At 64.8% G+C, this 18,452-nt stretch carries 19 protein-coding genes; 4 read left to right on the forward strand and 15 right to left on the reverse strand.

Translation table 11 applies throughout. From position 1 onward, the window contains the following. Positions 1–211: 211 nt before the first annotated feature. Complete coding sequence (locus H1B27_RS17435) at positions 212–565, forward strand: ADP-ribosylation/crystallin J1 (RefSeq protein ID WP_197966876.1); 354 nt, start codon at positions 212–214, stop codon at positions 563–565. Between the two features lie 21 nt (positions 566–586). On the opposite strand, the gene H1B27_RS17440 is transcribed toward H1B27_RS17435, so the two are convergent. Together H1B27_RS17440 and H1B27_RS17445 are read right to left on the reverse strand one after the other, a co-directional pair. Continuing rightward, complete coding sequence (locus H1B27_RS17440) at positions 587–982, reverse strand: hypothetical protein (RefSeq protein ID WP_156504947.1); 396 nt, start codon at positions 980–982, stop codon at positions 587–589. 102 nt (positions 983–1,084) lie between these two features. After that, positions 1,085–1,528 (reverse strand): RbsD/FucU family protein, encoded by a 444-nt coding sequence (locus H1B27_RS17445; protein ID WP_061878890.1) that lies wholly within the window; start codon positions 1,526–1,528, stop codon positions 1,085–1,087. A gap of 165 nt (positions 1,529–1,693) precedes the next feature. Here H1B27_RS17445 and H1B27_RS17450 point away from each other — a divergent pair, with 165 nt between their 5' ends. Beyond that, positions 1,694–3,430 (forward strand): caspase family protein, encoded by a 1,737-nt coding sequence (locus tag H1B27_RS17450; RefSeq protein WP_197966877.1) that lies wholly within the window; start codon positions 1,694–1,696, stop codon positions 3,428–3,430. Between the two features lie 202 nt (positions 3,431–3,632). On the opposite strand, the gene H1B27_RS17455 is transcribed toward H1B27_RS17450, so the two are convergent. From H1B27_RS17455 to thiD, 4 genes are all read right to left on the reverse strand, one after another. Beyond that, positions 3,633–4,616, reverse strand: a complete 984-nt coding sequence (locus tag H1B27_RS17455) for a threonine/serine dehydratase family protein (protein WP_197966878.1) — start codon at positions 4,614–4,616, stop codon at positions 3,633–3,635. An 87-nt stretch (positions 4,617–4,703) separates the two neighbouring features. Further along, positions 4,704–5,762 carry a glycosyltransferase family 4 protein gene (locus H1B27_RS17460; RefSeq protein ID WP_197966879.1) on the reverse strand — a complete coding sequence of 353 codons (1,059 nt, stop codon included), beginning with the start codon at positions 5,760–5,762 and terminating at the stop codon, positions 4,704–4,706. Positions 5,763–5,775: 13 nt separating this feature from the next. Next, positions 5,776–6,588 (reverse strand): UDP-2,3-diacylglucosamine diphosphatase, encoded by an 813-nt coding sequence (locus H1B27_RS17465; protein WP_124163966.1) that lies wholly within the window; start codon positions 6,586–6,588, stop codon positions 5,776–5,778. 299 nt (positions 6,589–6,887) lie between these two features. Further along, on the reverse strand, positions 6,888–7,688 hold the full coding sequence (gene thiD, locus H1B27_RS17470; protein ID WP_197966880.1) for a bifunctional hydroxymethylpyrimidine kinase/phosphomethylpyrimidine kinase: 801 nt from the start codon (positions 7,686–7,688) through the stop codon (positions 6,888–6,890). A gap of 128 nt (positions 7,689–7,816) precedes the next feature. On the opposite strand from thiD, the gene H1B27_RS17475 reads away from it, so the two are divergent. Further along, on the forward strand, positions 7,817–8,062 hold the full coding sequence (locus H1B27_RS17475; RefSeq protein WP_061878884.1) for an Lrp/AsnC ligand binding domain-containing protein: 246 nt from the start codon (positions 7,817–7,819) through the stop codon (positions 8,060–8,062). 6 nt (positions 8,063–8,068) lie between these two features. On the opposite strand, the gene H1B27_RS17480 is transcribed toward H1B27_RS17475, so the two are convergent. Next, a complete protein-coding gene (locus H1B27_RS17480) occupies positions 8,069–8,995 on the reverse strand; it encodes a c-type cytochrome (protein WP_197966881.1) in 927 nt (308 codons plus the stop codon). 155 nt (positions 8,996–9,150) lie between these two features. Here H1B27_RS17480 and H1B27_RS17485 point away from each other — a divergent pair, with 155 nt between their 5' ends. Beyond that, positions 9,151–9,567: a CHRD domain-containing protein gene (locus H1B27_RS17485; RefSeq protein WP_028182282.1), complete on the forward strand. Its 417-nt coding sequence runs from the start codon at positions 9,151–9,153 to the stop codon at positions 9,565–9,567. Positions 9,568–9,640: 73 nt separating this feature from the next. Here the strand turns inward: H1B27_RS17485 and H1B27_RS17490 are convergent, their stop codons facing one another. From H1B27_RS17490 to H1B27_RS17525, 8 genes are all read right to left on the reverse strand, one after another. Then, positions 9,641–10,924: a cystathionine gamma-synthase family protein gene (locus H1B27_RS17490; RefSeq protein ID WP_061878882.1), complete on the reverse strand. Its 1,284-nt coding sequence runs from the start codon at positions 10,922–10,924 to the stop codon at positions 9,641–9,643. A gap of 278 nt (positions 10,925–11,202) precedes the next feature. Further along, complete coding sequence (locus tag H1B27_RS17495; protein ID WP_197966882.1) at positions 11,203–11,652, reverse strand: cytochrome c; 450 nt, start codon at positions 11,650–11,652, stop codon at positions 11,203–11,205. A gap of 139 nt (positions 11,653–11,791) precedes the next feature. Continuing rightward, positions 11,792–14,101 carry a xanthine dehydrogenase family protein molybdopterin-binding subunit gene (locus H1B27_RS17500; RefSeq protein ID WP_197966883.1) on the reverse strand — a complete coding sequence of 770 codons (2,310 nt, stop codon included), beginning with the start codon at positions 14,099–14,101 and terminating at the stop codon, positions 11,792–11,794. 252 nt (positions 14,102–14,353) lie between these two features. Next, positions 14,354–14,644 (reverse strand): DUF1127 domain-containing protein, encoded by a 291-nt coding sequence (locus tag H1B27_RS17505; RefSeq protein ID WP_197966884.1) that lies wholly within the window; start codon positions 14,642–14,644, stop codon positions 14,354–14,356. A 255-nt stretch (positions 14,645–14,899) separates the two neighbouring features. Continuing rightward, positions 14,900–16,426 carry a murein biosynthesis integral membrane protein MurJ gene (gene murJ / locus H1B27_RS17510; RefSeq protein WP_197966885.1) on the reverse strand — a complete coding sequence of 509 codons (1,527 nt, stop codon included), beginning with the start codon at positions 16,424–16,426 and terminating at the stop codon, positions 14,900–14,902. A gap of 108 nt (positions 16,427–16,534) precedes the next feature. Next, the gene (locus H1B27_RS17515; RefSeq protein ID WP_197966886.1) at positions 16,535–16,945 is read right to left on the reverse strand and encodes a type II toxin-antitoxin system VapC family toxin; all 411 of its coding nucleotides are present in this window, start codon (positions 16,943–16,945) and stop codon (positions 16,535–16,537) included. After that, positions 16,945–17,202 carry a type II toxin-antitoxin system Phd/YefM family antitoxin gene (locus H1B27_RS17520; protein WP_061878876.1) on the reverse strand — a complete coding sequence of 86 codons (258 nt, stop codon included), beginning with the start codon at positions 17,200–17,202 and terminating at the stop codon, positions 16,945–16,947. Before H1B27_RS17520 ends, H1B27_RS17515 begins: the two co-directional genes overlap by 1 nt. 82 nt (positions 17,203–17,284) lie before the next feature. After that, positions 17,285–18,436: a DegT/DnrJ/EryC1/StrS family aminotransferase gene (locus H1B27_RS17525; protein WP_197966887.1), complete on the reverse strand. Its 1,152-nt coding sequence runs from the start codon at positions 18,434–18,436 to the stop codon at positions 17,285–17,287. Positions 18,437–18,452 lie beyond the last annotated feature (16 nt).

Consider the following 18,452-nt stretch of genomic DNA (forward strand, 5'->3'; position numbering starts at 1 on the left):
GCTGAGGCAGCGAGCGTCGCTCTGTCGCCGTCATCCTGAGGTGCGAGGCGTACGATGCGCAGCATCGTGCGGCGAGCCTCGAAGGATAGACGGCCCCGATGCAACCGGGCCGTCGCCCTTCGAGGCTTGCTCAGCGCACCTCAGGGTGACGGTGATGGAACGGAGAAACGCATCAGTGTATGTAAGCCCATCAGACGCTGGTCCTCACACCATGCCCTCCACCGAAGACACCCTCATCCTCTGGCGCCCCATCGGTCCCAAAGAGCTCCAGCTGATCCAGCAATCCGGCATGCGCGCGTTCCCGCCGCGCCTGCCTGACCAGCCGATCTTCTATCCGGTGCTGACCGAGGAATACGCCATCAAGATCGCGCGTGACTGGAATGTCCCGGCGAGCGGATCGGGCTTCGTGACCCGTTTCGCAGTCAAGCGCAGCTTCATCGAGAAATACGATGTGCAGGAAGCCGGCGGACGATCGCATCTGGAGTACTGGATTCCGGCCGAGGACCTCGACGCGTTCAATGCCGCAATCGTCGGCCTGATCGAGATCGTCCGCAGCTTTCCCTAACGCCGCGCGATCAGCGGCCGCTTACCCGCAATTCCAGATCGGCCCGATCGGTGTTCGCGTCCAGCACGGACCGAAGCTGCCGCCATTGTAGCGGCCGCCGTTGAAGCCTGGCCGGCCGAAATAGTGCCACTCGCCATCCCAGCGGTAATATTGCGGAACCGGGTCGATGTACCAATGGCGCCGGTCGTTGCGCGCAAGGCGCCGCATCGCGTCCTTCTGCTTGTAGAGCGGAATGCTGTTGCTCAGCGGCTGCCGATAGCCCGGCAGGAAGCCGTAACCCTTCCAGACCGGCTTGGGACGCTTTTGCGCGGCCTCAGCGGGCGCAACAGCCGGCAGCAGACACAGGATGATGGCAACGAATAGACACATGAGGCGCGACATGAATCGACGATAGACGCTCGCCTGCTGGAAGGCCATTCAAATTCGAGTGCTGGATGAATGGAGCCATGCGCACGATCGTCGCACAAGACGATCGCACTCGCCTTGCAGCAAGCGGTGCCTCGATCGAACGCGGCTCCGCTAGCTGATCACGCCCTTGCGGAGCAGGAAGCAGCCATAGCCTCTGCTGTCGCCGACCTGCACGACACCAAAGCCTGCCGCCGCCGCACGATAGAAATCCGCCCGTGACAGCTTGCCGGGAATGACGGGGCGGCCGGTGGCGCGCGCGATCTCCGCCAGCACCGCATGCTGCACCTCGGGCACGCGGTCGGGATCGTCGACCGGCATCATCACGCGCACCGGATCGGGATCGAAATCGTCGAGCGGATAGACCGACATGATGGCTCGGATGGCGACCTCCATGCTCATGCCCGGCAGCTGGATCAGGCGCTGCGACGTCGTGCTTTGCGCGATACGGGTGGCCGGGTGATTGGCATCGACGAATACGAGGTCGTCGCCATGGCCCATGGAGGCGAGCAGCCAGAGAAGGTCGGGCGTCAGGATCGGATCGATCGATTTCAGCATGTGGCGGACTATCCTCCCAATCGATCGCTAACCATAGCAGGTTCCAAGCGTGATTCAGATCACGTACGCGGCCCTGATGATAGGAATCACGGACCACAGGCTCGAACGCGGCCAAGCTTGCTCGCAACCAATCTCGCATCGAGATGAGTGCCAAAGGAGCACGCCATGTTCCGCTTAAAGCCTTTCCTGATGACGGCGAGCCTGCTGGGAAGCCTGTTCGGCTTTGCCTGCGGGCCGGTTTCCGCGCAAGTCGCTCCGGTCGCGCCGGCCCCCACCGCCCTGCAAGGCCCCGAGCAGCGGGTGGCGCTGGTGATCGGCAATGCGAACTACCAGAACGCGCCGCAGCTTGCGAACCCCGACGACGACGCGCAGTCGATGGCGCAGTTCCTGAACTCCGCCGGCTTCGAGGTCGTCGCAGCGACCGATTTGACCCAGAACGACATGCTCCGCGTCGTCCAGGACTTTTCCGCCAAGGTCGCCTCGCGCGGTCCCAACACGGTGGCGATGATCTATTACGCCGGTCACGGCGTGCAGCTCGCCGGCGAGAACTATCTCGTTCCCGTCGACGCCAAGGTCTCCAGCCCGACCGAGCTCCTCAACAATTCGGTGCGCCTCGTCGACGTGATGTCGACGCTGGAGACGATCCCGAGCCGCATGCGCATCGTCATTCTCGATGCCTGCCGCAACAACCCGTTCCCCGAGGTCAACGATGCCGGCCGCGGCCTTGCGATCGTCGATGCGCCGAACGGATCGATCGTCGGCTACTCGACTGCGCCGGGCGCCGAGGCGCTCGACGGCACGGGCGGTCACAGCCCCTATACGCAGGCGTTCCTGAACGTCGCGCGCGAGCCCAATGTGCCGATCGAGCAGCTGTTCAAGCGCGTGCGCCTGCAGGTCAACCAGACCACCAGCGGCGCGCAGATCCCGTGGGAGAGCTCCTCGCTGACGAGTGACTTCACCTTCTTCGGCGACACCGCGGTGGCCGCCAACCGCGCGCCGGTGAAGGCGCCTGTCGTGCAGATGGCCTCCAGCCTGCCGAGCCGTTCGACACGCCAGGCCTATGACTACGTCGTGTCCGAGGGCCGTCCCGAGTACTATCAGGAGTTCATCCGGATGTATCCGCACGACCCGCTGTGCGACCATATCCGCTGGCTGCTCAACAACATCCTGATCTCGCAGGCCTGGCACAAGGCGGTGCTCGCGAACTCGCCGCTTGCCTATAAGAGCTTCTACGACAGCTACGGCAACAGCCCCTATGCGCAGGTCGCGCTGAAGCTGCAGGCGCAGCCGAAGCAGATTCCCCTGATGCAGGCGACCAAGTTCCTGGCGCCGCAGACCATTGTGCCGACCCTCAAGATCGGCAATCTCGGCCAGCCCAAATACGTGCCGCTGATGCAGCAGGGTCATGGTGGGTCGCAGACGGGCGGCAACCTGCCGGTCGTGCAGAAGCCGGTCGACGGCAACGGCAGCGTCCTCGGCAAGCTCGGCAATGGCGGCCAGATCGTCACCCTGCCCGCGCCGAGCAACACGAGCAAGAGCATTGGCGGCATCGGCAAGATCGTGACGCTGCCCGCGACCAACACCAAGCCGGGCGCCGGCAACCGCATTCCCGGCAAGGTCGTGAGCATGCCGGTGAAGATCGGCAAGGGCGGATCGAAGATCGACGCGAAGCCGGTCAATGGTCAGACGCAGAACCGCCCGATCCGCATCACCAACGGCAACACCGGCTTCGTGAAGCCCAACGGCGCCCCGGTGAACAAGGTGCAGGTCCTGAACAATCGTCCGCAGTTCAATGCGATGCCGAACCGCATGGTCAACAGCAACGACAACTTCCGGCAATCGATGAACCAGGCGCCGAACATGAACGGCGGCGGCAACCGTCGCGGCGGCTTCATGCGCTGATCGTACGGAAGGCAGACGCGACAAAGGGGCAGAGCCGCAATGCTCTGCCCCTTCTTCATGTCAGCTCTTGAGCATCGTCATTCCGGGATGCGCCGCAAGGCGCAGGCCCGGAATCCATCGGGCGGCAGAGTCGGCGGAGAAATAGATTCTCAGATGCGCAATTGCGCATCGTAGCTCTCGCTTCGCGTGCCCCGGATGACGGCTAGGCCACCAGCTCGGCGAACAGATCGGCGTCGACGTTCCCGCCGGAGAGCACGATGACGACGTTCTTCCCGGCGACATCGAGGCGTCCCGCGAGCAGCGCGGCAAGGCCCACCGCGCCGCCGGGCTCCACCACGAGCTTGAGTTCGCGATAGGCAAACGCGACGGCCGCGCCGACTTCCTTGTCCGATGCCGTGACGCCGCGCGCGAGCAGCTTGCTGTTGATCGCAAAGGTCATCTCGCCGGGCATCAAGGCCATCAGCGCATCGCAGATGGTGCGGCCCGCCGGTGGATGCGGCTCGCGGTGGCCGGCCGTCAGCGAAATGCCGTGATCGTCGAATGCCTCCGGCTCGGCCACCACGATCTCGGCCTGCGGATAGCGCGCCTTCACGGCGGTCGCGACGCCCGCGATCAGGCCGCCGCCTGAGGCCGGCGCCACCACGATATCAGGGGCGAGACCGAGGCTCGCCATGTCCTCGGCGATCTCGCGGCCGGCGGTGCCCTGCCCTGCGATCACGAAGGGATCGTCATAGGGCTTCACCAGCGTCGCACCGCGCTTCTCGGCAATGCCGCGCGAGATCGCCTCGCGATCGTCCTTGTCGCGATCGTAGAGCACGACCTCGGCGCCGTAGGATCTGGTGCGCTCGCGCTTCGACAGCGGCGCGTCCGCCGGCATCACGATGGTGGCCTGCATGTCGAGGATCTTTGCCGCGGCTGCCACGCCCTGGGCATGGTTGCCCGAGGAGAACGCAACCACGCCACCGGCGCGCTTGTCCTGCGGGATCGAGAACACCTTGTTGAAGGCGCCGCGGAACTTGAACGAGCCGGTGCGCTGGAGCATCTCCGGCTTCAGGAAGACCTTCGCGCCGACACGCTCGTTGAGCACAGGGAAGGACAACAGCGGGGTGCGGATGGCGTAAGGCGCGATCACGCGCGCTGCGGCATCGATGTCGGCGGGGCCGACCGGGAGGAGCTGTTCGGTCATGGCGGAATGGTATCGCGGCCGACGAGGCCCCGGCAAGACACCTCCGCGCGAGGATTCCCAAAACGTTCTCGATCGATCGAGATGGCCTTAGGCGACGAAGCGCGGCTGTTCCGTCACGTTCCCGCCGGGCAGCACCGCGCCAACCGCCCTGATGCTGTCGATAAAGATCCGCGCCGAGGCTTCCCAGGTGTAGTTGGCGGCGAACGCGACGCAGTCCTGCCGACAGACGTCGAGCGCGGCGAAGCAGGCACTGCCCAGATCGTGATCGAGCGCGCCCACCGGCGCATCGCCGATCACGTCGCGGGGGCCTTTCACCGGAAAGGCCGCCACCGGCAGCCCGCTGGCGAGCGCTTCCAGGAGGACGAGGCCGAACGTGTCGGTCTTGCTGGGGAACACGAACACGTCGGCGGCCGCGTAGATGTCCGCCAGCGCCTCGCCCTGCTTCTCGCCGAGGAAGATCGCATCGGGATAGGCCTCCTCCAGCGAGGCCCGCGCCGGGCCGTCACCGACGATGACCTTGGTGCCGGGCAGATCGAGGTCGAGGAAAGCCTCGAGATTCTTCTCCACCGCGACCCGGCCCACCGACAGGAACACCGGTGCCGGCAGGCAGAGATCGATGGCACGGGGATGGAACAGGCCGGTATCGACCCCGCGCGGCCACAGCACGACATTGTCGAAACCGCGGTCGGTCAGCTCGCTGGCCAGCGCCGGGGTTGCCGCCATCACGGCACGGCTGGGCGCATGGAAACGGCGCAGCGCGTGCCAGATCAGCGAGCCCGGCACCGGCACGCGGGCGCGGACATATTCCGGGAAGCGGGTGTGGAAGCTGGTCGTGAACGGCAGCTTGCGCTGGCGGCAATAGCGGCGGACCATCAGTCCGATCGGCCCTTCCGTCGCGATGTGGATGCTGTCCGGACGCGCTTCCTCGATCAACCTTGCGATCCGGGCCGGGCGCGGCATTGCCAGCCGCACGTCGCGATAGCTCGGCATCGCGAAGGTGCGGAACGATTGCGGCGTCAGGAACGCGAATTCGACGCCAACACCTTCAACGCTAAGCCCTTTCGCGGCGTCGGCGAGCTTGGTCAGCGTCCGAACCACACCGTTGACTTGCGGGTGCCAGGCGTCGGTCGCGACCAGGATGCGCATCAGGCGGCCCTTGTCATGCAGCTCTTGCCGCGACCTGCGGGACCGCCGCCGGCCTTTGCAGATGATCCGCCCAGGTGATGATCTCGAAATGGCCGTCGTCATGCTCGACCAGGGCGGTGCAGCTCTCAACCCAGTCGCCGCAATTCATGTAGCGGATGCCGGCCTCGTCGCGGATCACGGCGTAGTGGATGTGGCCGCAGATCACGCCGTCGGCATCGTGGCGCCGCGCCTCGGCGGCGAGCGCCTGCTCGAACGCGCCGATATAGTTGACGGCGTTCTTGACCTTCTGCTTGGCCCATTGCGACAACGACCAATAGGGCACGCCGAACAGGCGGCGGAAGAAGTTGACGAGGCGATTCATCTGGATCGCGAAGTCGTAGGCCTTGTCGCCGAGATGGGCGAGCCAGCGCGCATTCTGCACCACGAGATCGAAGATGTCGCCGTGGATGACGAGATAGCGCTTGCCGTCGGTGCCGGTGTGAACCGTGTTCTCGACGACGTCGATGCCGCCGAAATGCGTGCCGTAATAGTTGCGCAGGAACTCGTCGTGATTGCCGGGGATGTAGATGATCTTGGCGCCCTTGCGCGCCTTGCGCAGCAGCTTCTGGACGAGGTCGTTGTGCGACTGCGGCCAGTGCCAGCTCGATTTCAGCGCCCAGCCATCGACGATATCGCCGACGAGATAGATCGTGTCGGCATCGTGGTAGCGCAGGAAGTCGAGCAGTAGATCGGCTTGAGAACCGCGGGCTCCGAGATGGACGTCGGAGATGAACAAGGTGCGAAAGCGCCGCTCCGGGCTCTCGTCACTCACAGCGTAACTTCCCATGCGCCAGCCTGTAACAATGTCCCGTGACAGGGGGATGACCGATTGAACCTAGAGGCACCTCAGCTACGAATCAAACTTCGCCTCGCCCTCCCCGCGAATATCAGTCGCATGCGACAATCAGGCGACACGGCGCCGCAGAAGGTGATCGTCATGCCCGGGCTTGTCCTGGCTTGTCCCGGGCATCCACGTTCTTCGTGCTGCGTGGCAAGCGTGGATGGCCGGGACAGGCCCGGCCATGACGATGTGGGGCTAGCGTGCCCCCAAAGTGCACCGCCGCGGCGCTCCCGCGCGCGGCAGCCTCAGTAGAACCTGTGGAAATGATGGATCGGCCCATGGCCGTGGCCGACGCTGAAGCGGTCGGCGGCGCCGATCGCGGCGCTGATCCAGGCCTTGGCATTGCGCACGGCGTTTTCCAGATCCTCGCCCCTGGCCAGTCCCGCAGCGATCGCCGAGGACAGCGAGCAGCCGGTGCCATGGGTGTTGCGGGTGGCGATGCGCGGCGCGGCGAGCGCGATCGTGCTGTCCGCACCGACCAGATAGTCGATGCTCTCCGCGCCCTCGCCATGCCCGCCCTTGACCAGGACGGCGCGGCAGCCGAGCGCCAGCAGGCGGCGCCCCTGGCTTTCGATCTCGGCCTCGCTTGCCGCGACCGGCTCGTCGAGCAGAGCCGCGGCCTCCGGCAGGTTGGGCGTGATCACGGCGGCGAGCGGTATCAGCCTGGTGCGCAGGGCGTCGACGGCTTCCGCAGCCAGCAGGCGGTCGCCGGAGGTCGCGACCATGACGGGATCGAGCACGACGTGCCGGGGCGCCCAGCGCGACAGCGCGGCGGCGATGGCATCGATGCTGGCGACCTGCGCCACCATGCCGATCTTCACCGCGCCGATGTCGAGATCGGAGAACACCGCATCGATCTGTCCGGCGACGAACGCGGCCGGCACCGGGTGGATGCCGGTGACGCCGCGCGTGTTCTGCGCCGTCAGCGCCGTGATCACGGAGGCGCCGTAGACGCCGAGCGCGGCAAAGGTCTTCAGGTCCGCCTGGATGCCGGCGCCGCCGCTCGAATCGGAGCCGGCGATGGTGAGTGCGACCGGGGTCGTCATGACGATTTTCCGCGTTTTCGAGCCATGATCCGTCTTAGCAAGCTCGCGCCGAACCCAGCAAGTTCGCTTGCTAAATCCGGCCGGTTTTGGCCTATTAGCCGGAAGAATACGCTTTCGGAGTGCCCGCGATGGTTCCCTTCTTCGTCCAGATCAAATGCAAGCTCGGCCAGTCCTATGTGGTCGCCAACGCGCTCGCCGAAGCCGAGATCGCCTCCGAGATCTACTCCACGGCCGGCCAATACGACCTGCTGGTGAAGTTCTACGTCGACAAGGACACCGACATCGGCCATTTCGTGAACGAGAAGGTGCAGGTGCTGCCGGGCATCCAGGACACCCTCACCATCATCACTTTCAAGGCGTTCGGCACCGGTTAGCTTGAGCTAGCTGTCCAGCTTGCGTTTCGGCGGCGTCGGCCCGTCCACCGGCGGCAGCGATTTGAGGTACTCCGCCATCGCGGCGAGATCCGCGTCCGGCAATTGCGAGATGTTCTTGATCACGCGCGTCATCGCGCCGCCGGCGCTGTCGCCATCCGGCAATTCACCGGTCTTGAGGAAATAGGCGAGATCCTTCGCGCTCCACTCGCCAAGGCGCTTCTGCGTGATGTTGGGCACCCATCCCTCACCTTCCGGATTCGGACCGCCGGCAAAGCGCTGGCCGGCGATGATGCCGCCGAGCGCATTGCGCGGGCTGTGGCACTCGGCGCAATGGCCGAAGCTGTTGACGAGGTAGGCACCGCGATTCCACTGCGGCGACTTGCTGGCGTCGGCGACGAAGGGCTTGCCATCCATGAACAGGAACTTCCAGATGCCGATGTTGCGCCGGATGTCGAAGGGAAAGCTCACCTCGTGATCACGCACCTTGCCTGCAACCGGCGGCAGCGTTTTCAGATAGGCAAAGAGATCGAGCACGTCCTCCCGCCTCGCGTGCTGGTAGGAGGTGTAGGGAAAGGCCGGAAAGTAGTGCTGGCGCGATGGCGAGACCCCGTGCATCACCGCGTTGACGAAATCGGCGTCCGTCCATTTGCCGATGCCGTCGTTCGGATCGGGTGAGATGTTCGGCGCGTAGAACGTTCCGAACGGCGACTTGATCGCGACGCCGCCACCAAGCCTGAGGCGATCGGGCTGATTGGGAACGGCATGGCAGGACGCGCAGCCGCCGGCGTTGAACATCACCTCGCCATTGGCGAGATCGGGCGCGCGGCCCGGGATGGCGCTCGCAGCCGCCACCACCGGCGCACTGAGCCACCAATAAAGGCCGGCAGCGGCGACCGCGACGAGCAGCGCCACCAGAATTGTTCGTTGCAACATGCGCACCTATTCACTCGTTGCGGCGAACTTACGACCGATGTCGTCGCGGCTCCAGCCACGAAGAATTTAGCCCGCCCTGGCCGGAGGCCGGAATAAACTGAAATGCCGGCTGTTGGAAGTTTGGCAGCCCCTTCGGGTTCAACAGGGAGAATCTCATGAACAAGTCCGTCATTGCCGTGTTCGCGCTCGGTGCCGTTGCCTTTGCAGGGTCCGCCAACGCCGAAAAGCTGAAAGCAACGCTCGACGGCAAGGCCGAGGTGCCGGCGACGACCAGCAGCGCCACCGGAACGGCCGATCTCAACTATGATGCCGCCAGCAAGAAACTGTCCTGGACCGTCACCTATTCCGGCCTCTCCGGGCCCGCCACTGCGGCGCATTTCCACGGCCCTGCCGAGGCCGGCAAGAACGCAGGCGTTGCCGTCCCGATCCCGAACGCGGCCTCGAGCCCGGTCAAGGGCGAAGCGACCCTGACCGACGCGCAGGCCGCCGATCTGCTCGGCGGCAAGTACTACATCAACATCCACACCGCGGCGAACCCGGGCGGCGAGATCCGGGGACAGGTGACGAAGTAAGCCTCGAGGCGCTTCGTCGCGCGAAGGCCGGGCGCTGGAGGGGGCGTCCGGCCTTTTCGATTCCGGTGGGGCGTCAAGCCGCGTTCAGCGCCTGCGCGAGGTCGGCGATCAGGTCCGACGGGTTCTCGATGCCGATCGACAGTCGGATCGTGGAATCGAGGACGCCGATCTTGCGGCGGATGTCGGCGGGGACGCCGGAATGGGTCATGGTTGCGGGCAGGCTCGCAAGCGATTCCGTTCCGCCAAGGCTCACCGCCAGCTTGAGGATCTGCAGCGCGTTGAGGAACTTGACCGCCGCCTCCTTGCCGCCTTCGATATCGAAGGAGAAGGTGGATCCGGCGCCGAGACACTGCCTCGCAAACGCGCGCCCGGCCGGCGAGTCCTCCTCATGATGACCGAGGTAATGGACCTTGGCGACCTTCGGATGATCGCGCAGGAAATCCGCCACGAGGCGCGCATTGTCGTTGGCCTTCTCCATCCGCAGGCTCAGCGTCTCCAGCGAGCGGTTGATCATCCAGCAGGAATGCGGATCGAGCTGGGTCCCGATGGCGCCGCGCAAGGCCTTGATGCCTTTCATGATCGCCTTCGAGCCGAGCGCGGCGCCCGCGATCAGGTCGGAATGACCGCCGACATATTTGGTCAGCGAATACAGCGACAGGTCCGCGCCATGCTCGATCGGCCGCTGAAACACCGGTCCGAGCAGCGTATTGTCGCAGGCGATGACCGGTGTGTGCCCCTGCGCCTTTCCGATCGCGTCGGCAACACGGCGGATCATCGCGATGTCGACCAGGCCGTTGGTCGGATTGGCCGGCGTCTCGATCAGGATCATCGAGACCCGCCCCTTGCCCATGGCCTCCTCCGCAGCCTGCTTGACCGCCGTCTCGTCGATGCCGTCGGCAAAGCCGACGGCGCCGATCGACAGGCGCGCAAGCGTGTTCGTCAGCAGGGTTTCCGTCCCGCCATAGAGCGGCTGCGAGTGCAGGATGACGTCGCCGGGGCGAACGAAGGCCAGGATCGTGGTTGAGATGGCCGCCATGCCGGATGAGAACAGCGCACAACTCTCCGTGCGCTCGTAGATCGCGAGCCTGTCCTCGACGATTTCGCTGTTGGGATGATTGAAGCGCGAATAGACGAGGCCCGCGCCCATGCCTTCCGGCGGCTCGCGCCGGCCGGCGACGTAGTCGAAGAAGTCCTGCCCGTCCTCGGCCGTCTTGAACACGAAGGTGGAGGTCAGAAACACCGGCGGCTTGATGGCGCCTTCGGACAGTTGCGGATCATAGCCATAGGTCAGCATCAAGGTTTCCGGATGCAGCATATGGTTGCCGATATGGGTCTTGGACGGAAACGGTTTTGCCATGGCCTGTCTCGCTGTTGATACAATTCCGCGCCGGGCGTTGGAACTCATGATGTCATGAGGCAGTCAGGCGCGAGAGGCGCCGGCTCCAACAGCTCACATCGATGCTGCGGCGGCTGGTGCTGAAGATAACCGCTCTCGCGGCGATCCGTCAGGCCTTGCGAATAGAATTCCTGTTGCTGAACGGCAATGCAAAAGAGGGCGAGTGCTTTCGCGACCGCCCTCTTTTGGTCCTGTAGCCAGATGCAGCGAAGCGCGATCGGGACTGGCTCTATGCCCAGCTATTTCAACTTCACCCGATAGGTCTCGTGGCATTCGTTGCAGCGATCGTTGATCGTATTATAGGCCGTCTTCAGGCTCGCGACATCCTTGATCTTGCCCTTGACGTCGGCGATCGCCTTCTGCACCGGAGGAATCTTGGAGTCGAAATCGGCCTTGTTCTGCCAGATCTTTTGCGATGAACCATAGGTCGCGTTCACCACGTCCTGCTTGGGATTGATCTCGAAGGTCTTGGCGATCTTCGCGACATCGGCCTCGATGCTGGCGATGGCCTGATCGGCAGCTTTCTTGTCGAAGGGGATATCGCCCTTGCTCATCTTCTGCAGGACGCCATACTGGTTCTTGGCGATCGATTTCATAAGATTGTCCTGCTGGACGGCAATCTCCTGCTGCGCCATCACGGCCCCCGCGCCTAGCACAAGGACGCCCGCGACAATCATCGTCCGTTTCATTGGCTCGTTTCTCCGGCTCTCGAGATGTTCATGGAATGAGCTTCACGGGCTTCAGGGGAAGCCGGGACCCATCATGAGACCCATCATGGATAGAACCCCGCGGCGGGCGTTTATTCCCGCCCGCGGGGAAGATCACCGTTCACAGGCTGTGGCGGCGATGGTGCTCGTTGATTGCGATCCACACCCGCTCCGGCGTTGCCGGCATGTCGATGTGGTCGATCTTGTATTCGCGCCAGAGCGCGTCGACGATGGCGTTGACGATCGCCGGGCAGGAGCCGATCGCGCCGGCCTCGCCCGCCCCTTTCACCCCCATCGGATTGGTCTTGCAGGGGATGTTGTTGGTCTCGAACACGAAGGCCGGCCCGTCCGCCGCACGCGGCAGCGCGTAGTCCATGAAGGTCGCGGTGATGAGCTGGCCATCGGTGGCGCCATACACCACCTGCTCCATCAGCGCCTGGCCGATGCCCTGCATCGCGCCGCCATGGACCTGTCCCGCCAACAGCAGCGGATTGAGCGTCTTGCCGAAATCGTCGACGATCACGTAGTTGACGATCTTGATGATGCCGGTGGCCGGATCGATCTCGACCTCCGCGACATGGGTGCCGTTCGGATAGGTACCGTCGGCGCTGGCAAAGGTCGCGCTGCCGTTCAGCTTCGATGGATCGACGCCGGGCCGCTTGGCGAGATCGGCGAATGAGATCGAGCGGTCGGTGCCGGCGATGCGCACCACGCCCTCGGAGATCTCGAGGTCGCCCGCGCTGGCTTCCAGCGCCTGCGCCGCGATCTCCTTCAGCCTCGAACCGAGCTCGCGCGCGGCGCGCTCGACGCTGACGCCGCCGGAGGGGATCGACGCCGAGCCGCCGGTGCCGAGGCCCGTTGCGATCTCGTCGGTGTCGCCCTGGTGGATGTGGACGCGCTCGGGCGCGACGCCGAACTGCTCGGCGACGATCTGCGCATAGGCGGTCTGGTGTCCCTGCCCGCTCGATTGCGTTCCGATCAGGACGGTGACGTCGCCATTGGGATCGAGCCGCACATTGGCGGTCTCCTCGCCCATGGTGCCGCACACCTCGACATAGCTCGCAAGGCCGATGCCGCGGATCAGGCCATGCTTCTTGGCGAGCTTCGCGCGCTTGGGAAACTCCTTCCACTCGGCGATCTCCATCGCGCGCTTCAGATGCGCGGCGAAGTCGCCGGAATCATAGACCTTGCCGGTGGCCGTCTTGTAGGGCAGCGCCTTCGGCTGGATGAAATTCTTGCGACGGACCGCGTCCGGCGTCATATCGAGTTTTCGTGCGCAGGCATCGACCAGACGCTCGATGACATAGGCCGCCTCAGGCCGTCCCGCGCCGCGATAGGCGTCGACCGGCACGCTGTTGGTGAAGATGGTGCGCACCCGGCAGTGGAACGCCTGGATATCGTAGAGGCCCGGCAACATGCCGGCGCCGCCATGGGGAATGTAGGGCCCGAAGGTCGACAGATACGCGCCCATGTCGCCCATCAGGTCGCAATCCATCGCCAGAAACTTGCCGTCCTCGGCCAGCGCCATCTTCGCGGTGGTGACGTTGTCGCGGCCCTGCGCGTCGCCCATGAAATGCTCGGTGCGGTCGGCCGCCCATTTTACCGCCTTCTTCAGTTTCTTGGCCGCGACCGCCATCAGGGCGTATTCGCGGTACGGGAACAGCTTCGTGCCGAAGCCGCCGCCGACATCGGGGCAGATCACCCGCATCTTGTCGGTGGGGATGTTGAGCACGTTCTGGCACAGGATGTCGCGCAGCCGGTGACTGCCCTGGCTGCCGATGGTGAGCGTCAGGTGATCGCGTTTGGCATCGTATTCGCAGACCGCCGCGCGCGTCTCCATGAAGCTCGCGACCACGCGCGGATTGACGATCGAGATTTCGGCCACCGCATGCGCCTTGGCGAAGGCGGCTTCCGTCGCGGCCTTGTCGCCGATCGAGACATCGAACAACACGTTGCCGGGCTTGTCCGGCCAGACCTGCGCCGCCCCCTTCTTCACGGCGTTGACGACGCCGGTCACCGCCGGCAGCGGGCTCCATTTGACCTCGATCGCCTCGATCGCGTCGCGGGCCTGGTCGATGGTCTCGGCGACGACGAAGGCGATGGCATCGCCGACATGGCGCACCTCATCCTTGGCGAGGATCGGGTAAGGCGGGCCGGTGAACGGATCGGTCTCGAGATTGAACAGGCAGGGCAGATTGCCGAGATCCGCAACGTCCTCGGCGGTCAGAATCAGCGCGACGCCGGGCAGCCCGCGGGCCCGGCTCGCATCGATGGTGTATTTGGCATGCGCATGCGGCGAACGCAGCATCAAGCAGCGCAGCGCAGCCTGCGGCGCGTAATCGTCGGTGTAGCGGCCCTTGCCGCGGATGAGCGCGTCATCCTCCTTGCGCAGCACGCTTTGGCCAACGCCGAACTTGATGGGAGCCGCCATTGTCTTTTCCCGTTCTCATGGTTGTTTTGCGGGCCATATTGCCGTGGAAAAACTGGCAAGGCAAACGGGTTTAGGCATGCGCGTTGGCCGAAGGCCGAAGAGAGCGCCGCACACACGTCATGGCGCAGACTGTCGCATGGCTCTTGGAGGATAGGATCGCGCCGCAATACAAGGCCCTCCCCCTGAGAGCCCGCCAAAGGCGGGCATCTCGAAGGATCGGCCGCAAAGCGACCCGCCAAGCTCCTCGACGAGTCACATCCCACCACGGCTCAATAGATACCTCGTGCTATCTCTGAGCCTGTCGATGGCGCGCTCAGGTGCGATGGAGTCGATCTCACAGCGCGTCAGGCCGATATCCAAAAGCTCCCTGTCGCTCAGGTCCTGCAAGGTGGTTTGTGGGCGGTGGCGCCAGCGCCACTCCTGATATGCACGCCAGTATTGCGTGAGGAAGCCCCGCACATCTGGCGTCGTGACGAGGTCGAGGCGGAGCCTCGCGGCATCGCCCGCTGGGTCGGCCGTGCTGTTGGTCAGTTGGGGTGGCATCGGATGCTCCTGCTGTTGAGCCGGCAGGGAGCGTGGCCAAAGAAAAGGCCCCGTCCGATGCCGGCGGGGCCTGGTGGAAGATGTCGTCGAATTCCTAGCGCACGACTCCTCCCACCGCCCGGCCGAAGCGGGTGATGTGATTGCGGTTGAGTTTGCGCGACGATTTGATCATGAAGCGCTGATACCACGGCAATCGCGCAAAATCAAGAGATGTACGGATTCTGGTTGCAGCCTGGAGGCGAGCACCCCGCTCGTCTAACCGCGCACCAGCGACACCAGCCAGCTGCGGCCGAACAGGATGAGGATCGCGAGGGAATAGACGATGGTGCCGCCGACCGCGAGCAGAACCAGCATCAATTCGTCCCGGAAGTGCATCGCGCCCAACAAAGGACCACCGAAGCGCGCGATCAGCCAGAAGGCGACGGCGAGGATAATGCCGGTCAGCAAGAATTTCGCGAGCGACATCAGCCAGCCGCGATCCAGCACGAGGAAACCTCGCCGCACGGCGAAGAACAGCACCAGCAAGAGATTGGTCCAGACCCCGACGGCAGTTGCGAGCGCGAGGCCGATCTGCGCGAGCGATCCCATAAGGGCGACCTTCAGCGCGACGTTGACTGCGATGCCGGTCAGCGATGCGCGAACCGGCGTCGCCGTATCCTTGCGCGCATAGAAGGTCGCGACCGCACTGCGGATCAGAACGAAAGGAATGAGGCCGATGGCATAGGCCGCGAGTGTGCCGCCGGCGGCGACGGCATCGGCCTTCGAGAATGCGCCGCGGGCGAACAGCGCACGCATGATCTCGTCGGGCACGGTGAGGAAGGCCGCCACGAACGGGATCGAGAACAGCAGCGTGAAATCGAAGGCGCGACGTTGCGCCTTCATCGCGCCGTCATGGTCGTTGGCGGTGATCCGCCGTGACATCTCCGGCAACAGCACCGTGCCGATGGCGATGCCGATGACCCCGATCGGCAGCTGGTTGAGACGGTCGGCGTAGTAGAGCGCCGACAGCGCGCCTGCGGGCAGGAAGGTCGCGATGATGGTGTCGGCGAACAGCGCGACCTGCGTGCCCATCGAGCCCAGGGTCGCAGGTCCAAGCGCCTTGAAGAAGCCGCGGACGTCTCCGTCGAGCTTCAGCGGTGCGAAGCGCGGCAGGCCGCCGTGGCGGGCGAGATCGCCCGCCAGCAGGAAATATTGCAGGAAGCCCGAGATGAGCACGCCCCAGGCCGCGGCGTGGCCAGCGGTCGGAAACCACGCGGCGAGCGCCAGCGTCATCATCATCGCGACGTTGAGGAAGATCGACGCCGCCGCGGCGCTGGCAAAGCGCTGCATCACGTTGAGCATGCCGCCATAGAGCGTCACCAGCGTGATCAGCAGCAGATAGGGAAAGGTGATCCGGGTCAGCTCGATCGCGAGCTTGCGCTGCTCGGCGTCGTCGCTGAAGCCCGGCGCGAGGATGCTCATGGCCTGCGGCATGAACAGCCAGGCGACGATCAGCAGCACCACCTGCGAGGCCAGCAGCAACGTGAAGATGCGGTCGGCGAACAGGCTTGCCGCCGCCTCCCCCTTCTCGCCATGGACATGGGCATAGGCCGGCACCCAGGCCGCGTTGAAGGCGCCCTCGGCGAAGATCGCGCGGAAATGGTTGGGCAGCCGCAGCGCCACGAAAAAGGCATCGGCGACGGGACCGGCGCCGAGGATCGCCGCGAGCATGATGTCGCGGGCAAATCCCGTGACCCGCGAGAGCAGCGTGTATCCGCCAACCGTGAAGATGCGTCCGAGCATGCGTCCTTTGTAGAGCGTTATCGAGCGAGCGATAAGTCTGTCAGCTCCGATGAGGCGGAAAATCGGCCACTCGGCTGTCGCCTCTTCGAAGCGGCCCCCGATGATGGATCAGGTTCGGCTGAAGGGATCGAGGACCGTCACGCCGGCAGGTCTGAAGTCGGAGACGTTTCGGGTGACCACCGTAAAGCCATTTTCCAGCGCAGTGGCCGCGATCATGAGATCGGCGCTGTCGTTGCCAAGAGCAGCGCTGAGTGCGCCCCAACGACGTGCTGCGCGCAGATCGAATGGTACAATCCGCTCGCCATAGAGGTTCATCACCTGATCCAGCCAGGCAGCAAGCGCCGTCGCAAAGCCCGGATCAGCTGCGCGTTGTCGGACGATGCCGCGCTCGATCTCGCCAATGCTGACGACACTCAGAAAAAGATCGGCGGTACGTTGGCGCTCGAACCACCTGACGACCCCCGGATCACGTTCGCGTCTGCGCAACTCGGACAATATGACCGTGTCAATCAGAAACATCAGATTCCGGGCTCGCGCATCCGGACTTTCGCCCGCGGAAATTCTCGGTCATCCTGAGGGATCGCGAGCAGCACGTCCGCAAAGGAGGGAGCCTGGGCGCGCTCAAGGCGCCGCAAGCGCTCATACTCGTTGATGTCGACCACCATGACCGCGGGCGTGCCATGCTTGGTGACCACCTGCGGCGCGCGCCGCGCCGCCTCGACGACCTCGCTGAACCTATTTTTGGCGTCCTGTATGGACCACTGGCGCCGCGACATGGTCGACCCATTCTAGCTAGAAATTCTAGCTAGAATACAGAGCCCCCGGGTCGCCGTCAACGCGTGAAATCCGGCCTCCAAGTCACCCCGCCAGCGCGCCCTGCACGGCGGCGATGATTCGCTCCTGGTCGGCTTCGGTCACATAGGCATGCATCGGCAGGCTGATCACGTCCCGCGACAGGCTCTCGCAACCCGGCAGCCCGCCTTCCGCGACAGGATATTGCTTGTAGGCGGTCTGCTGATGCATCGACTTGCCGTAGTAGATCGCGGTCGGCACGCCCTGGGCCTTCAGCGCGGCGGCAAAGCCGTCGCGATCGGTCCCCTCAGGCAGACGGATGGTGTACTGCGCCCAGACCGAGGTATTGCCGGGGCTGAGGCGCGGCACGGTGACCACATTGGACAGGCCGCGCTCATAGCGCTCCGCGACCTTGTTGCGGGCGGCGATCTCGTCGTCAAAGATCCTCAGCTTCTCGATCAGCACCGCGGCCTGCATGGTGTCGATCCGGCCGGTCAGGCCGAGACGGACATTGTCGTACTTGTCCACGCCCTGCCCGTGCACGCGGATGCTGCGCAGCGTGGCCGCGAGCTCGTCGTCATCGGTGAAGATCGCGCCGCCGTCGCCGAAGCAGCCGAGCGGCTTGGCCGGGAAGAAGCTGGTCGCCGTGGCATGCGCGAGCGTGCCGAGCTTGCGGCCCTTGTAGCTCGCGCCAAACGCTTGCGCGGCGTCGTCGAGCACGAACAGGCCCTCGGCCTTGGCGATCTCGGCGATGGAGTCGTGATCGGCCGGCTGGCCGAACAGGTCGACCGGAATCACCGCGGCGGGCTTGAGGCCGGCCTTGCGAGCGGTCGCGATGCCGCGCTTCAGCGATTCCGGGCTCATGTTGAAGGTCGCCTCGTCCACGTCGACATAGACAGGCGTCGCGCCGGTCCGCGCCACCGGCGAGGCGGTCGCGATGAAGGTGAAGGATGGACACAGCACGGCATCGCCGGGCCCGACATTCTTCGCCATCATCACCATCAGGATCGCGTCGGTGCCGCTGGCGCAGCCGATCACGTGCTTGGCGCCGCTGTAGGCCGCGAGCTGCTTTTCCAGCTCGAAGACCTCCGGGCCATTGACGAACTGGCAATGGTCGAGCACGCGCTTGACGGCGACATCGAGCGAAGCGCCGAGCCGGCGCCGCTGCGAGGCGACGTCGATGAAGGGAATGGGATCGGAACGCAGATGCTGGTTCATAGTCTGGTTCTTGGCG

Origin of the sequence: Bradyrhizobium diversitatis, from assembly GCF_016031635.1 — a bacterium.
Taxonomy (GTDB): Bacteria; Pseudomonadota; Alphaproteobacteria; order Rhizobiales; family Xanthobacteraceae; genus Bradyrhizobium; species Bradyrhizobium diversitatis.

What these genes read in the sequence shown, in the direction of transcription:
- H1B27_RS17435 (WP_197966876.1), top strand. Translation starts at nt 212, where the DNA reads ATGCCCTCCACCGAAGACACCCTCATCCTCTGGCGCCCCATCGGTCCC.
- H1B27_RS17440 (WP_156504947.1), bottom strand. Translation starts at nt 982, where the DNA reads ATGGCCTTCCAGCAGGCGAGCGTCTATCGTCGATTCATGTCGCGCCTC.
- H1B27_RS17445 (WP_061878890.1), bottom strand. Translation starts at nt 1,528, where the DNA reads ATGCTGAAATCGATCGATCCGATCCTGACGCCCGACCTTCTCTGGCTG.
- H1B27_RS17450 (WP_197966877.1), top strand. Translation starts at nt 1,694, where the DNA reads ATGTTCCGCTTAAAGCCTTTCCTGATGACGGCGAGCCTGCTGGGAAGC.
- H1B27_RS17455 (WP_197966878.1), bottom strand. Translation starts at nt 4,616, where the DNA reads ATGACCGAACAGCTCCTCCCGGTCGGCCCCGCCGACATCGATGCCGCA.
- H1B27_RS17460 (WP_197966879.1), bottom strand. Translation starts at nt 5,762, where the DNA reads ATGCGCATCCTGGTCGCGACCGACGCCTGGCACCCGCAAGTCAACGGT.
- H1B27_RS17465 (WP_124163966.1), bottom strand. Translation starts at nt 6,588, where the DNA reads ATGGGAAGTTACGCTGTGAGTGACGAGAGCCCGGAGCGGCGCTTTCGC.
- thiD (WP_197966880.1), bottom strand. Translation starts at nt 7,688, where the DNA reads ATGACGACCCCGGTCGCACTCACCATCGCCGGCTCCGATTCGAGCGGC.
- H1B27_RS17475 (WP_061878884.1), top strand. Translation starts at nt 7,817, where the DNA reads ATGGTTCCCTTCTTCGTCCAGATCAAATGCAAGCTCGGCCAGTCCTAT.
- H1B27_RS17480 (WP_197966881.1), bottom strand. Translation starts at nt 8,995, where the DNA reads ATGTTGCAACGAACAATTCTGGTGGCGCTGCTCGTCGCGGTCGCCGCT.
- H1B27_RS17485 (WP_028182282.1), top strand. Translation starts at nt 9,151, where the DNA reads ATGAACAAGTCCGTCATTGCCGTGTTCGCGCTCGGTGCCGTTGCCTTT.
- H1B27_RS17490 (WP_061878882.1), bottom strand. Translation starts at nt 10,924, where the DNA reads ATGGCAAAACCGTTTCCGTCCAAGACCCATATCGGCAACCATATGCTG.
- H1B27_RS17495 (WP_197966882.1), bottom strand. Translation starts at nt 11,652, where the DNA reads ATGAAACGGACGATGATTGTCGCGGGCGTCCTTGTGCTAGGCGCGGGG.
- H1B27_RS17500 (WP_197966883.1), bottom strand. Translation starts at nt 14,101, where the DNA reads ATGGCGGCTCCCATCAAGTTCGGCGTTGGCCAAAGCGTGCTGCGCAAG.
- H1B27_RS17505 (WP_197966884.1), bottom strand. Translation starts at nt 14,644, where the DNA reads ATGCCACCCCAACTGACCAACAGCACGGCCGACCCAGCGGGCGATGCC.
- murJ (WP_197966885.1), bottom strand. Translation starts at nt 16,426, where the DNA reads ATGCTCGGACGCATCTTCACGGTTGGCGGATACACGCTGCTCTCGCGG.
- H1B27_RS17515 (WP_197966886.1), bottom strand. Translation starts at nt 16,945, where the DNA reads ATGTTTCTGATTGACACGGTCATATTGTCCGAGTTGCGCAGACGCGAA.
- H1B27_RS17520 (WP_061878876.1), bottom strand. Translation starts at nt 17,202, where the DNA reads ATGTCGCGGCGCCAGTGGTCCATACAGGACGCCAAAAATAGGTTCAGC.
- H1B27_RS17525 (WP_197966887.1), bottom strand. Translation starts at nt 18,436, where the DNA reads ATGAACCAGCATCTGCGTTCCGATCCCATTCCCTTCATCGACGTCGCC.